This is a genomic window from Pseudomonas sp. Pseusp88, assembly GCF_047303955.1.
Lineage (GTDB): Bacteria > Pseudomonadota > Gammaproteobacteria > Pseudomonadales > Pseudomonadaceae > Aquipseudomonas.
Window position 1 is genome coordinate 76,078 of record NZ_JBGLYM010000009.1, and the last position, 14,029, is coordinate 90,106.

Annotated in this window: 12 protein-coding genes; 1 reads left to right on the plus strand and 11 read right to left on the minus strand. The window is 60.5% G+C overall.

Annotation, left to right across the window (positions count from 1 at the left end; genetic code table 11):
- Window positions 1-9 precede the first annotated feature (9 nt).
- The 10 genes from ACCD02_RS14165 to ACCD02_RS14210 all read right to left on the minus strand — a co-directional run bounded on the left by ACCD02_RS14165 (window position 10) and on the right by ACCD02_RS14210 (window position 12,590).
- Window positions 10-1,869: a nickel-dependent hydrogenase large subunit gene (locus tag ACCD02_RS14165; RefSeq protein ID WP_413302672.1), complete on the minus strand. Its 1,860-nt coding sequence runs from the start codon at window positions 1,867-1,869 to the stop codon at window positions 10-12.
- Window positions 1,866-2,972 carry a hydrogenase small subunit gene (locus ACCD02_RS14170; RefSeq protein WP_413303014.1) on the minus strand — a complete coding sequence of 369 codons (1,107 nt, stop codon included), beginning with the start codon at window positions 2,970-2,972 and terminating at the stop codon, window positions 1,866-1,868. Before ACCD02_RS14170 ends, ACCD02_RS14165 begins: the two co-directional genes overlap by 4 nt.
- Before the next feature lie 243 nt (window positions 2,973-3,215).
- Entirely contained in the window at window positions 3,216-4,250 is a 1,035-nt protein-coding gene (locus ACCD02_RS14175; RefSeq protein ID WP_413302675.1) for a HoxN/HupN/NixA family nickel/cobalt transporter, read from the minus strand.
- Between the two features lie 143 nt (window positions 4,251-4,393).
- A complete protein-coding gene (locus tag ACCD02_RS14180; protein ID WP_413302678.1) occupies window positions 4,394-5,725 on the minus strand; it encodes a sensor histidine kinase in 1,332 nt (443 codons plus the stop codon).
- A gap of 2 nt (window positions 5,726-5,727) precedes the next feature.
- Window positions 5,728-6,183, minus strand: a complete 456-nt coding sequence (nikR, locus tag ACCD02_RS14185; RefSeq protein ID WP_413302681.1) for a nickel-responsive transcriptional regulator NikR — start codon at window positions 6,181-6,183, stop codon at window positions 5,728-5,730.
- A 13-nt stretch (window positions 6,184-6,196) separates the two neighbouring features.
- A complete protein-coding gene (locus tag ACCD02_RS14190; protein WP_413302683.1) occupies window positions 6,197-7,654 on the minus strand; it encodes a nickel-dependent hydrogenase large subunit in 1,458 nt (485 codons plus the stop codon).
- A gap of 9 nt (window positions 7,655-7,663) precedes the next feature.
- The gene (locus ACCD02_RS14195; protein ID WP_413302686.1) at window positions 7,664-8,668 is read right to left on the minus strand and encodes a HupU protein; all 1,005 of its coding nucleotides are present in this window, start codon (window positions 8,666-8,668) and stop codon (window positions 7,664-7,666) included.
- Window positions 8,668-10,131: a sigma-54-dependent transcriptional regulator gene (locus tag ACCD02_RS14200; RefSeq protein ID WP_413302689.1), complete on the minus strand. Its 1,464-nt coding sequence runs from the start codon at window positions 10,129-10,131 to the stop codon at window positions 8,668-8,670. The genes ACCD02_RS14195 and ACCD02_RS14200 overlap by 1 nt, the downstream gene beginning before the upstream one ends.
- Before the next feature lie 260 nt (window positions 10,132-10,391).
- Complete coding sequence (locus ACCD02_RS14205) at window positions 10,392-10,718, minus strand: DUF6124 family protein (RefSeq protein ID WP_413302691.1); 327 nt, start codon at window positions 10,716-10,718, stop codon at window positions 10,392-10,394.
- A 726-nt stretch (window positions 10,719-11,444) separates the two neighbouring features.
- Window positions 11,445-12,590 (minus strand): FAD-dependent oxidoreductase, encoded by a 1,146-nt coding sequence (locus ACCD02_RS14210; protein WP_413302694.1) that lies wholly within the window; start codon window positions 12,588-12,590, stop codon window positions 11,445-11,447.
- Between the two features lie 55 nt (window positions 12,591-12,645).
- Between ACCD02_RS14210 and ACCD02_RS14215 the strand changes: the two genes are divergently transcribed.
- On the plus strand, window positions 12,646-13,113 hold the full coding sequence (locus tag ACCD02_RS14215) for a MarR family winged helix-turn-helix transcriptional regulator (RefSeq protein ID WP_413302697.1): 468 nt from the start codon (window positions 12,646-12,648) through the stop codon (window positions 13,111-13,113).
- 233 nt (window positions 13,114-13,346) lie between these two features.
- Here the strand turns inward: ACCD02_RS14215 and ACCD02_RS14220 are convergent, their stop codons facing one another.
- Window positions 13,347-13,991 carry a hydrolase gene (locus ACCD02_RS14220; RefSeq protein WP_413302699.1) on the minus strand — a complete coding sequence of 215 codons (645 nt, stop codon included), beginning with the start codon at window positions 13,989-13,991 and terminating at the stop codon, window positions 13,347-13,349.
- Between the last annotated feature and the right edge of the window lie 38 nt (window positions 13,992-14,029).

Below are 14,029 nucleotides of genomic sequence, written 5' to 3' on the forward strand. Positions count from 1 at the left end.
ATAGCGTGCTTAGCGGACCTTGACCGTGCTCAGTTCGGCACCGTCTTCGCTCATGATGTGCGTGGCGCAGGCCATGCACGGGTCGAACGAATGCAGGGTGCGCAGGATTTCCACAGGTTGGTCGGGGATGGCCACCGGGGTGTTCATCAGCGCTGCTTCAAACGCGCCGATCTGACCCTTGGCATCACGCGGACCACCGTTCCAGGTGCTGGGGACGACGCACTGGTAGTTCTCGATGCGGCCGTTCTTGATGCGAATCCAGTGCCCCAGCGCGCCACGTGGCGCGGCGACGATGCCGACGCCCTTGGCTTCAGCCGGCCAGGTGGACGGGTCCCACTTCTCTACGTTGGCGGTAGAGCGGTCGCCGTTCTTGATATTGGTCATCAACTCTTTCCAGTCGTCGACCATCATTTCCGCGCAGTACTCGGCTTCCAGGGCGCGGGTCAGGGTGCGGCCGATGGTGCTTGGCAGGACCTGCTTGGCGCTGTAGTCGGTCTCCGGCAGGCCGAGCAGTTTCGGCACGCCATGGTTGACGGCGGCCAGCGAGCTTTCCAGTTGCTCCTTGACCCGCTGGCAGTGCGGGTTGCCTTTGAGGGCATGGGCGTAGCCGAGGATATAGCGGGCCAGCGGGCCAACTTCCATGGCATGGCCGCGCCAGCGCGGCGCCTTGACCCAGGAGTACTTGGCGCTTTCGTCCACGGCTTCGATATTGGTGCGGGTGCCCTTGGTGTTGGCGCCCAGCTCGTAGTTCGGGTCGGTGATGCCGTCCCACGGGTGCAGGCCCTTGTCGTTGTCCGGGTACTTGTACCAGGAGTGAGTGACGAACTCCTGGACCTGCTCGGGATCGCGCGGGTCCACCGGCAGGATCTCGTCCCAGTTGCCATTAAGGATGGCGCCGCCGGGCAACTGGTTGGTGCTGTCGTCGTAGTTGACCTTGGCGTAAGTGCCGTAATCCATGACGTTGGTCGCGGACAGGCCGCCGCCATGCAGCCACCCTTTCTGCTTATAGATGGTGCCGATGGCCAGCACGTCCGGCACATAAACGTTACGGCAAAACTCCAGCGCTTCGTCGATGCGCGCCCGCACGAAGTTCAGCCGCTCCATGTTCAGCGGGGCGCCAGCGGCCAGATCGCCGTCGATATTGATCGCGCAGGGCACACCGCCGACCAGGTAGTTAGGGTGCGGGTTCTTGCCGCCAAAGATGGTGTGGATCTTCACCCACTCTTTCTGCAGGTCCAGGGCCTCCAGATAGTGAGTCACGGCCATCAGATTGGCTTCGGGCGGCAACTGGTACGCCGGGTTGCCCCAGTAGCCGTTCATGAACGGGCCAAGCTGGCCGCTTTCGAAGAACTTCTTCAGGCGGTTCTGCACGTCGCGAAAGTAGCCGGGCGACGACAATGGATGGGACGGCGAAACCTTCTGCTGCAATTCCGAAGTCGCCTTGGGGTCGGCCTTGAGTGCCGACACCACATCGACCCAATCCAGAGCGTGCAAGTGGTAGAAATGCACGGCGTGGTCGTGGACTTGCAGGGTCTTGGCCATCATTTCGCGAATCAGATGGGCGTTGGGCGGAATGCGGATGCCCAGAGCATCCTCTACCGAACGCACCGAGGCCAGGGCATGGCAGCCGGTGCAGACACCGCAGATACGCTCGACAAACGCCCAGGCATCGCGCGGGTCGCGGCCCTTGAGAATGACTTCCAGGCCGCGCCACATGGTCCCCGTGGAGACGGCATTGCGGATCACGTTATTGGCGTCGAGGTTGACCTCTACGCGCATGTGGCCCTCGATGCGGGTCACGGGGTCGACGACGATGCGCCGACCGGTATTGTTCAGGTCGAAGCCTTGGGTCGAGTAGTTGATGCTCATTGATGGTTAATCCTGTCGTGCGCCGAGGCGTCTTGAGATGGGCCTTTACTGGCGCGTTTAAGGGCAGTGACCGCGGCGTGGGCGGCGACGGCGGCGCCGACGGTGCCGGCGGCGGCCAGGCCGATCTGGTCGGCGTTGGCTTCAACGCCGAACGCATTGATATCGGTCAGGCGGTTATAGAACGAGCCCTTGTCCCAGAAGCCTTCCTCGGAGCAACCGATGCAGCCGTGACCGGACTGGATCGGGAAACTGGTGCCGCCGTTCCAGCGCACGGTGGAGCAGGCGTTGTAGGTGGTCGGGCCTTTGCAGCCGACCTTGTACAGGCAGTAACCCTTGCGCGCGGAGTCGTCATCCCAGGCCTCGACGAATTGCCCGGCGTCGAAGTTCGGACGGCGGTAGCACTTGTCGTGGATGCGCTGGCTGTAGAACATCTTCGGCCGGCCCTGGCGGTCCAGCTCGGGGATGCGGTCGAAGGTCAGCATGTAGGTGATCACGCCGGTCATGACTTCAGCGATAGGCGGGCAGCCCGGCACCTTGATGATCGGCTTGTCGGTGATGACCTTGTGGATCGGCACGGCCTGGGTCGGGTTCGGCTTGGCGGCCTGCACGCAGCCCCAGCTGGCGCAGGAACCCCAGGAAATGATCGCCTTGGCGTCCTTGGCGACGCGGCGCAGCTGCTCGATAAACGGCTTGCCGCCAATGATGCAGCTCATACCGTCCTGATTCAGCGGCGGGTTGCCTTCCACGGCAAGAATGTAATTGCCCTTGTAGCGGGTCATGACCTCTTCAAGTATGGCTTCTGCCTGATGCCCGGCAGAGGCCATCAGGGTGTCGTCATAATCCAGCGAGATCATCGACAGCACCACATCCTTGGCCAGCGGATGGGCCGAGCGGATAAAGGATTCGGAGCAGCAGGTACATTCCAGGCCGTGCAGCCAGAGCACGGGGGTACGCGGCTTGTTTTCCATGGCCCAGGCGATTTTCGGCATAAAGGCCGGGCCCAGGCCGAGGGATGTGGCTGTCAGGGAGCAGAACTTGAGAAAGCTCCGCCGTGAGATGCCCTGCCTGCGCATCACCTCATAAAACGTTTCGATCACAGATATTTCCTCCCCGGAAACAGGCTTGAATCAGGCTGTCGGCCTGAAATTCTTTTGGGTATGCACGGTGTACTGGTAAGTACAAGACCTGTGCCATTCGGTCGCGGGGAGGCGTAAGACTTTAGTCGGGCCGAAGAACCCCTTTAATTCAGGGGTTCTGGAAGGAATAGGGGGAAGGGGTACTCGAAGGGACGTGAAACGGGTGGAAATATTGTTTCCAGTTTATTGGCTCATGTGGAAGCTATATATTCAGTTCGCCGGCTTGGGCAAACGGTCATAACCCTTCAGGCGATAAAGCGCCAGGGAGACGATCCAGGTAGTAGCTAACAGGCCAATGATCAGGTAGCCGATCAGGCCGAAATCTTCACTCATGGCATCGACGAACTGCCAGATTCGGCCCTGCAATGACAAGTGCTCGTTGAGCAGGCTCAGCACTTCCACGCCGCCAACCAGCAGGGCTACCAGCACAGAAACCGAGGTGATGGTCAGGTTGTAATAAAGCTTGCGCATGGGCTTGATCATGGCCCAGCGATAGGCGCCGGTCATCATCACGCTGTCGGCAGTGTCGACAAGGGCCATGCCCGCGGTGAACAGGGCCGGGAATACCATGATCGACCAGATTGGCAGGTTCTGTGAGGCTTGGGTGGCGGAAATGCCGAGCAGACCGATTTCCGTGGCGGTATCAAAACCCAGGCCGAACAGCAGGCCCAGCGGGTACATCTGCCAGCTGCGGCTGATCAGGCGGAACAGCGGACGTACCAGGCGAGCAATGATACCGCCGCCGCAGAGCATGGAATTCAGTTCCTGTTCGCCAACCCTCTCGCCGCGGCGCACGCGGCGCAATGTCTGCCAGACCGAGCGCAGAATGACCAGATTGATCACCGCCACCAGTAGCAGGAACGCCGCCGAGACACTGGTGCCGATAATCCCGCCAACGCTGTGAAAAGACTCCAGTTGCGTATGGAACGCCGTGGTGGCCAGGGCAATCAGCAAGGTTGCGCCGATCACCACGCTGCTGTGTCCAAGGGAAAAGAACAGGCCGACCGTTGCCGTGGATTTATTCTCTTGGATCAGCTTGCGGGTCACGTTATCAATAGCGGCTATATGGTCGGCGTCCACTGCATGGCGCAGGCCGAAGCTGTAGGCCAGAAAGGCCGTACCCAAGAGTAATGGGAAGTCCCGAAAGGCCACGAAGGCCCATATCCAGGCCAGCAGGTTGGCAGCGAACAGGCCCAGGAAGATCAGCGAGACGTGGCGTTTGAACAGCGGTGTGGCGGCGGACATACAAACTCCAGCAGGCAGATTCGGCGTATGAAGAATTCAAAAATATTCATACTTCATACAAGGCGCGTGCCATAGGCGTACAAACAACCGTGTTCAGTCCGTTGTGTTGTTTTCGCGGCGTTCCAGTGTCATTGCCGTTCAGGTCATTGCGCAGGTTTTACCTGCGGCAGGATCAAGGTGAATTGCGCACCGCCCTGAGGATGATTACCCGCCAGCAACCGCCCGCCACACCGCTCGACGATGCTGTAGCTGATCGACAGACCCAGCCCGGTGCCTTTGCCCACCGGCTTGGTGGTGAAGAAGGGATCGAATACGTGATTGAGGTGTTCGACGGCGATGCCGGGACCGTTGTCGCGGACATGCAGGGTGATCCAGTCTTCATCCTGAACCAGGCTCAGCCACACCTGCGGCGCGTGTTCGCCGCCGGTGCCCGCCGCGTCGTAGGCGTTCTGGATCAGGTTCATCAGCACTTGTAGCAACTGTCCACTATTGCCGCGCACCCAGACGGTGGTCGAAGGTTGCCAATGCACCTGCAGGTCTTGGGCTACGCCAAGGGTAATCCAGTGAATGGCTCGCTCCACCACCTCGTTAAGGTTGATATCGCTGACGACCTCGCGATCGACTGCTGAAAACCGCTTCAGGGCGCTGACGATATCGGCGGTGCGTTCGGCACCTTCCACCGTGCCCTCTACCAGTGATGGCAGGTCGGCCAGCAACGGGTCGATGCGCAATTGCTTGCGCAAGGCTTCGCGCTCGGGGTGAGAAACATCCTGATGGACAGCCTCCAGATAGCACTCCAGACGCTCACGATAGCCACCCAGCACATGGGCATTGGCCAGCACGAAGCTAATGGGGTTGTTCAATTCGTGAGCAACCCCGGCCACCAGTCGACCGAGAGAGGCCATCTTCTCGGCGTGCAGCAGTTGTTGCTGAGTGCGTTTGAGGGCTTCGTGGGCGTCATGCAACTGTCGGTAAGCGTGTTGCAGCTCGCCCAGCGGACGGCCCACCAGCACATGGCCGATGCAGCGGCCGTGGGTGGTACTGCGCACGGTACAACTGAGATCTACCGGTTGTGCGGCGCCATGGCTGTCGCGGAAGTTGACCTCCAGCGTGGCACTCGCCCCCACCCGGCTCAAGCCTGCCAGGGTGGTTCGCAGGCGCTCTCGGCTGACATCGTCGGCCAGCAGTTCATAAACCCGGCGGCCCCGTAGCGCCTGTTCGTCCTGAGCGACCTGACGCGACAGCGCTGCGTTAGATTCCTCAATGCTCCCCTCGGTGTCGCATGCCAGCAGCACGTCGGACATGGACGACAGCAACCCGGCGATGAACTGTTGGGACTGCTCCAGCTCGGCGTTCTTTTCCTCAAGGGCGATCTCGTCTTGCACCAGCCGCGAATAGACCTCGTCCATTTTGCTGATGACTTCCAGCCAGGCTTCTTCGTCGAGGCTGCCCGGCGGGGGCGTCTTGGCTGCCATAGTCAGCTCATTGGGTGCAGGTGCGAATGGCGGTGGGCGGCGTCATCCGTGGTTCGGTGCTCCACCGGGATCAGGTTGAGCGTGCCGTGGCGCACGCCGCGCTCGGCGCACAATTGGTTGGCAAAGTGCCGCACCTGATCGGCCGTCCCCTTGAGCAGCAGGCTTTCCAGGCAATTGTCGTGGTCCAGGTGCACATGCTGGCTGGCGATAGTCAGGTGATGGTGATCGTGTTGCAGGCTCGTCACGCGCTCGCTCAGGGTGCGGGCATGGTGGTCATAGACGAAGCTGAGGTTGGCCACGCAATGCGGCGCCTGGGCCTGCGCCAGTCGGGCCTGTTCGATGTGCCTGCGCAGGATGTCGCGCATGGCTTCGGAGCGATTGCGGTAACCCTGTGCGTGGATCAGGGCATCGAGCTCTTCGGCCAATTGGCGGTCCAGTGAAATGGTAAGGCGTTCCATGAGATTTCCCGATTCAGTGCACTGTGCAGACCATGCACGGATCAAAAGAGCGGACGATATGCTGCACCGCCACGGGGGTTTTCTCGCCGGGCAGTACCGGAGCGCCCTGCAATGCCTGCTCCAGCGCGCCGGGCCGGCCTTCGCTGTCCCTTGGCGAGAAATTCCAGGTGGTCGGAGCGATGATCTGGTAGGCCGCGATACGTCCGTTCTTGACCGTCATCCAGTGGCCGAGAGCACCGCGTGCCGCTTCGTTGAGGCCCACGGCACTGCCGCTGTCGGGCATGTCGGTGATCTGGTGGTAGGGCTCGCCGGGCCGCAGCTCCAACAGCCATTGCTCCATCAGTGGCACGATTATGGCCAGTTCCAGCAGCCGTGCCAGCACTCGGGTGTACACCGTGGCGCCGCAACGGGCGGCGGCGTCGCGAATCAAGGGGTGGCCGTTGATCAACTGCCGGGCCAAAGCGCCGGTCTCCAGGACCCGACCGGCCAGGCGCGGGGCTTTGTTCCAGGTATAGCCAGCGGCTTTTTCCGCGTTCGGACGGGTTTCGCCCTGAGCTGGATGCAGCGGCCCTTGGCTGTCATCCAGCCAGGCACGGGTGGCGTCCTCGCGAATATCGGCCAGGTTTACCTCGCGTACTTGCCCGGTTGCGGCATCCCACACGCCTTGAGCGAAGGTCATCCGACCGTCAGCCTGAGGATAGGCGCCATAGGACATGAACAGCCCCGGGCCCGGACCTAGATGCTCCAGACCGGTGTCCTTGACGATGGTCAGAAACTGGCGCAGATCGCCCTTGTCCGGCGCTGCGCTGTACCAGGCCCATAGATCTGCTTCGCTGCTCAAGCCGCTGATGTGCTCCAGTTCGCTGGCGAACAGCTCGGTCTGCAGGAACTGACGAAACTCGCGCACGCGCGTCAACAGGCGCATACGTTCGGCGGCGTCGATGGCCCGGGAAGAGCCACCTGGTTGAATCGAACCGGTATGCGGCCACTTGCCGCCGAGGGTGCCAATCAGGTCGAGCCAGCGCTTGCGGGCCGCCAGGGCCAGGCGCTGTTGCGTACCTTGATGGGGCGTGAAGCGGGTCAGGGCCGCGCCATGCCAGGGCCGCGCGCTGTAAACCGGGCGGACGAAGTCCGGCATGAAAAACAGATAGAAGTGGCTCAGGTGATCGGCGAGGTTTTCCGTCGCCGCCATCAGATTGGTCGTCAGCAGGCCGTTGGCCGGGGGGTGCACGCCTGCAATACCGGTCAGGGCCCGGGCGGCGGCAATCGACTGTGACACCGAGCAGATCCCGCAGATGCGTGGCGCATACACCAGTGCGTCGAGCGGGGCGTGCTGCAGCATGATCTGTTCGAAGCCACGAAACATCGTAGCGTTGACGTGGGCGGCAGTGACCCGGTCGGCGTCGATATCCAGCTGGATCTCCAGATCGCCTTCTACACGATTGAACGGGCCGACCAATAGTCGTGACATAACTCTTCTCTAGCGGCGTGGCGGACGAATGACCGGCGCGATCAGGGTGTGATCTGCAGTGGCGTTCTGCTTGACTCGCTTGGGCGTTGCCGATTTTGACAGGGCTGACAACGCCACGAACCAGGCCTTGGGCATATCGGTCGGCAGGCCGATGGGAATGCCCGCCAGCTTGGGCGTAAGGTTGAACGAATGCCCCGGCTCTTCGAAGCCCGGCCCGGTGCAATTAATGCAGGCGTAGCCACCGCGAGTGCAGGAACCTTCGCCGTTCCACAGCCGGGTGTTGCAGTCGCCGTGAGCCTGAGTGCCCTTACAGCCCATGTTTTCCATCATACAGCCCAGGTCCGATGGCTTCTCGGCGCTGGCCTTGTATTCGTAATACTCGTTGCGGGTACAGCCGTGATGCACCAGTTGGTCGGCATAGAAGCGCGGGCGCCCCAGGTCGTCCATGTCTGCTGCCTGAAACAGCCCGGCGGACAGGCTCATCAGGGTATCGGTAACCCAGCCAGGATGAGTCGGGCAGCCGGCGACATTGATCGCCGACAGGCCGCGCCGCGAGCGATAATCGCTACCCAGTAGCCCGCCGCGGCGGTCACCATCGTATTGCAGGCCGCAGGCATCGGTGGGGTTGCTGCCCGCTGCGGTGATACCGCCGTAGGCGGCACAAGTGCCGATGCCCAGAGTGTAATCGGCGACGGCGGCCAGCTTGCGCACCCAGTCGATCATCGGCAGACCGGTGCCCGCCAGCATATGAAAGCGCCCTGTGCCATTGGGGCCACGCAACAGTGAGCCTTCTATGCACAGAGCATGCAGCGGTGTGCGACCGCTTAGGCAGTCATCGAGAATTTCCAGCACTTCATGGCCGCTTTCCAGTGACAACGACGGGTGCCAGAGCAGTTCGATTCCCGCGCCGCGCCACATCCCGGCGAAGTCCTGGGTATCGGCGCACAACAGCGACATATTGCAGCCACCGCAGCCGCCGGATTGCAGCCAGAGCACATTGAACATGCCTGCCATCAGGACTCCTCCATGCCGAGGCGTCTTAGTTTCTGCCTCAGGCCTACGCGAGACAGACCCAGCTCACGGGCCGCATGAGTCTTGTTCCAGCGATGGCGCAGCATGGACTCTTTGAGAATGCTCGCCTCAATGGCGTCGAGCTGTTCCTGCAAAGTCCCGGCTGCCGGGCCGAAACGCCGTGGGCCCGGCAGGTTGCCAGCGTTATGGCCCTGGCGGACGCGGAATGAAAAGCCGTGGGAACCAATACTCGGGCCATCGGCCAAAGCCGCCGCGCGGTAGATCTCGTTACGCAGTTCACGGATATTGCCCGGCCAGGGGTAGCTGATCAGGCTGGCGAGCGCTTCATCGGCGAAGGTCAGGTCCGGAAGGTCCAGTTCCAGGCGTGCGTCGGCGAGAATCTTGCCTGCGATGGGAATGATGTCGGCACTGCGCTCACGCAACGGCGGTAGAGCAAGAGTGACGCCGGACAAGCGGTAATACAGGTCGGCGCGGAAACGCCCGGCACGGACTTCTTCTTCGAGATCGCGATGGGTCGCGGCAATCACCCGAACATTTACCCGAATGGTATTAGTGCCACCCACCGGGCGTAGCTCGCCTTCCTGCAACACCCGCAGCAGCTTGACCTGGAATGCCGCCGAGGTGTCACCGATCTCATCCAGCAAAACGGTGCCGCCGTCGGCACGCTGAAACAGGCCGATATGGTCCTGATGGGCGCCAGTAAAGGCGCCACGCTTGTGTCCGAACAGCTCCGATTCGAGCAGGGTATCGGTCAGCGCTGCGCAGTTTTCCATGACAAAGGCTTTGTCGGCTCGAGTGCTGGCGTAATGAATTGCCCGAGCCAGCAACTCCTTGCCCGTTCCCGACTCGCCCAGCAATAGCACCGATAGATCGAAACGGGCAATGCGCGCCGCCATGTCGCAAATGGCATCCAGCGGCCCGCCTGGTGTGCGGATGATGCGCGCAATATCGAAGGTGTTACGTACTTTTTCCAGGGTTTCCCGGCTGCGTTTGCGCAGCGTTGGCGTGCCTGCGCGTAACTCCAGATCCAGGCGCTGCATATGATTTTGCAGCAACTGGCTCTCCACTGCATTACGCACGGTGCTCAATAAATGATCAGGTACCCAGGGTTTGAGCAAGTACTGATAGATGCCGGCCTCATTGATGCCGGTGATGATGTCTTCCGAATCGGTGTACCCGGACAATACAATCCGCACCACCTGGGGCCAGCGCTCACGGACTTCACGCAGAAACTCGATACCGCTGACTTGAGGCATGCGCTGATCGCAAAGGATCACCGCAACGTTCTGGCTCTCCAGCAGCGATCTGGCCTGGGCGGCAGAGTCGGCCAGCACCACGTTGAATTCTTGATTGAGAACGCGATTGAGAGATTCTCGGGATCGCAGTTCGTCGTCCACGACGAGAATGGTTGGAAGGTTATGATGCGTTTCTTCGATGGCTGTCATTGGCACACAAGGTGGCTTGTGAAGAGCGTCGAAATGTTACCACGCGCTAAGGCACTTGCCTGAGGGCAATAAAAAACCCGCCGAAGCGGGTTCTTTTCTACAAGACCATTCCAACATCCTGTCAGTAGCCCTCCGGGCAATGGTCGGGACCTTCCCTGATCCGCTGGTGAACTCCTTGTTCACCAGTTGTTAGGGTCAGATTAGCGGGGGAATATGACAGTAAATAGAGCGAATCTACGTGCTGTGCTGTAGGAAATTAGCTATTGATCGTTTGCGCGAGGGTTGTTGACCAGCGCTGCAAGCTTATCCGCGCGCTCGATGCACTCAAGCGCACGTTCCACCATATGCGTGCCCATCTCCACCATGTGCATGACGGTAAAGGCCAGCTTGCGTTGCGAGCCTTGCAGGGCATCGCCGACTTCATAGGCCGTGGCGATGGCGCAGCGCAGGAACTCGATCGCATGGACGAGGGTGGCTTGCAGGTCGGCCATGTCCTGAGCGACGTAATCGGCCAGGGCGCGCTCGAGCATTGTCGGTTCGCAGTGGGTTGAATCGGAGTGGGGTGGATCAGGAGTAATTTTGACCATGGCTCAGCTCTTCATTGAGAGCCGCCAGACAATCGCGACTAAACGATCAAAGGTGGCGGCTGTGACTTGCAGGTTAGTCGACCGGCGAGCTAAGAAACCGGCGCACCCGAAGGTGCCCTGCGCACAGCCGCCATAACGCACAACCGCCAAAAATGGTTGCTGATACAGCGGCGCAATACGCCTTAGTTCGTGTAGCCAGGCGACTAAACCTGATCGCTGATGAGCAGCGACCGGCGCAGACTAGGCTCCCGAATTCGAAGGCGCAAGCGGGTGCGGATTCTCTCGGAAATGTCCTTCAAAAGAAAGGGAGGGGGGCTACAACGAGGCTTTTTTCAGACAGTGAGACGGAGTGTCAGATGGGACGCCTCGTGAACACAGCGCAAATTTCTGGATTGAAATGAGGTTTTTGTAGGAGCTGCCGAAGGCTGCGAAAGCGCTGTAACTGACAGACCCGTTCGCAGCCTCCGGCAGCTCCTACAGGGTCCTGTTCGCCGCTGACACATTATCTCGCCCAATAAAAAACCCGCCGAAGCGGGTTCTTTTCTACAAAACCATTCCAACATCCTGTCGACGGCCATCCGGGCCATGGTCGAATCATCCGTGATCCGCTGGTGAACTCCTTGTTCGCCAGTTGTGGATCCAAGATTACGCAGGCCGAGGGGAGGTAGATAGGGCGAATGTACGTGATGACGTGTAAGACATTGGCTATTGATCGTTTGCGCGAGGTCAACGCTCAGATTGCGACTGATGACTGCGATACATCGCCAATGTTAGCGCCTGGCCATCATGGGACAGAAAAGTCGCCGCGCCTTCGGCCGAAGCCTCTGCGGACTCCACCACCCGGGCAAACATCAGCCGTTCATACTCGGCTACGGCATCCGTCCAGTGCGCGGGGCCAGCCAGCAAACGGGCCAGTTCGGCGGCATCGAGCAGGGCGTTATTCACCCCTTCACCGCTAAATGGCGACATCACATGAGCGGCATCGCCGAGCAGGGTCAGGCCTTTGCGATTAATCCAGCAATGGCCGACGGGCAGGGCGTAGATCGGGCGCACGGCGAATTCGTCGTTGCTGATACGAAACAGGCTAAGGAACTCGTCGGCAAATCCCGCAAACTCTTGCTCCAGTTTCTGACGCACCGCGGCAGGCGAGGTGAAGTCGAAGCGTTGCTCCGTCCAGCCCAGGGGGACGCGAAAGATGGCATAGCCGCGCACATGGGCATTGCCGTTGCGTTGCAGGATCAGCGCCTTGCCGTCGGCTTCTACGCCGATCTTGCCGCGACCGATCAACTTCGATTGAGCCGGATGGCTGCGGTCGATATCGTCGATGCCGAACTCAAGAAAACACACACCGCTGTACTGCGGCTTGTAGGGCGACAACAACGGCCTGACCCGCGACCACGCACCATCGGCGCCGACGACCAGATCAAAAGGGCCTTCCAGACCATGATCGAACATCAGGTTCCAGCGGCCGTCACCTTTGTCCTGCACCTCGCGTAGGGCCGCGCCCCAACGAATGCAGGAAGGTGGCAACGCATCCAGTAGCAGGGCGCGCAATGCAGTGCGGTCCACCTCCGGGCGATTGCCACTGGTGTCCTGATCATCGAACAGCATCTGCCCGCCTTTGTCGTAGAGGCGTGAACCCTGATCCTCATAGCGGGCGACGGCATTGAAGGCCTCGAGCAGGCCTGCGCGTTCCATTGCCAACTGACCGGAGCCCTCATGCAGGTCCAGCGTGCCACCTTGCGGGCGTTCCATTGGATGGGCGTCGCGCTCAAACACAGTGCTGGCAATGCCGTGCAAAGACAGAATACGGGCCAGTGCCAGGCCACCAGGGCCAGCGCCGACGATGGCGATCTTCGGGTTCGCGTTCATTCAGGAGATCCATTAATATAGGTGCCTATGTAAAACAATATAGGCTCCTATATATATGTCAAGCGCGCCCGAAATCCCTGATGCCAACCGCTCGATGCGCCTGATCGGCCAACTTAACCGGACTTTCGCCCGTTTGGTCGACGCACCCCTGCGCGAATTGGGATTTGCCATGGGCCAACTGCCGGTACTGGTTACCCTGAAACACACCGGCAGCGCCTCCCAGATTGAGCTGGCGCGGATCGCCCAGGTCGAACAACCGAGCATGGCTCAACTGCTGCAACGGATGGAACGCGACGGTCTGGTGCAACGCGTCCCCGACCCGTCCGACGGCCGCAGCCGTCTGATCTCCCTCACAGAACAAGCCTCGCAACAACTGCCGAAAGCCCGGGGCGTGATGGACGCGGTATGTGAGAAAGCGCTGGCAGGGTTGACGGATGAGGAGCGGGAGTTGTTGCTGGGGCTGTTGCTGAAGATTGACGGGAATTTGAATCGGGCGTTGGAGGAGCTGGTGGCGTCGGAGTAGGACCTTCCTCCGCATCTTTATGCTGTAAATATGGTGCTGTAGGAGCTGCCGAAGGCTGCGAATGGATTGTCCAGATACACCGCTTTCGCAGCCTTCGGCAGCTCCTACAAAAAACGTCGGGTCAGGCAATGAAGTCGTTGCCTGCTAAGCCGCAATCGCCAGCAAGCCGGCGCCCACAAAATCGACATAAGCCAGCTCTTGCGTGAGCTGGCTTATAGAGGGCCTTTTTCGAATCAGGAAACCTTACGCTGCGGCGCGCCATGCACCATGGTGTAAGCGTAATCAACACCCATGCCGTAGGCGCCGCTGTGTTCGCGCACCAGGTTCATCACGGCGTCGTAAGTCTCTTTGTGTGCCCAGTCGCGTTGGTATTCGAGCAGCACTTGTTGCCAGGTCACCGGTACTGCGCCTGCCTGAATCATGCGTTGTACGGACATGTCGTGAGCTTCTTTGGTGGTGCCGCCCGACGCGTCGGTGACGATGTACACCTCGTAGCCTTCAGCCAGTGCTTCCAGGGTCGGGAAGTTCAGGCAGACCTCGGTCCACAGGGCCGCGATCACCAGCTTCTTGCGCCCGGTCGCCTTGACCGCTTCGACCAGTTTCTTGTCTTCCCAGGAGTTCATCGAAGTGCGCTCGATGGGCTGTTGATCCGGGAACACGCTGAGCAGTTCCGGCCAGATGTAGCCGCTGAAGCTTTCGGTTTCCACCGAAGTCAGGATGGTCGGCACGTTGAAGATCTTGGCGGTCTTGGCCAGGCCGACGGCGTTGTTCTTCAAGGTCTGACGATCAATCGACTGTACGCCGAAAGCCATTTGCGGCTGGTGGTCGATCAGGATCAGAGCGGAGTTGGTTGGGTTCAGCAGTTCGCGGATAGACATGGCATGTTCCTTTAGATGTCGATAACAGAGAGTTCGTA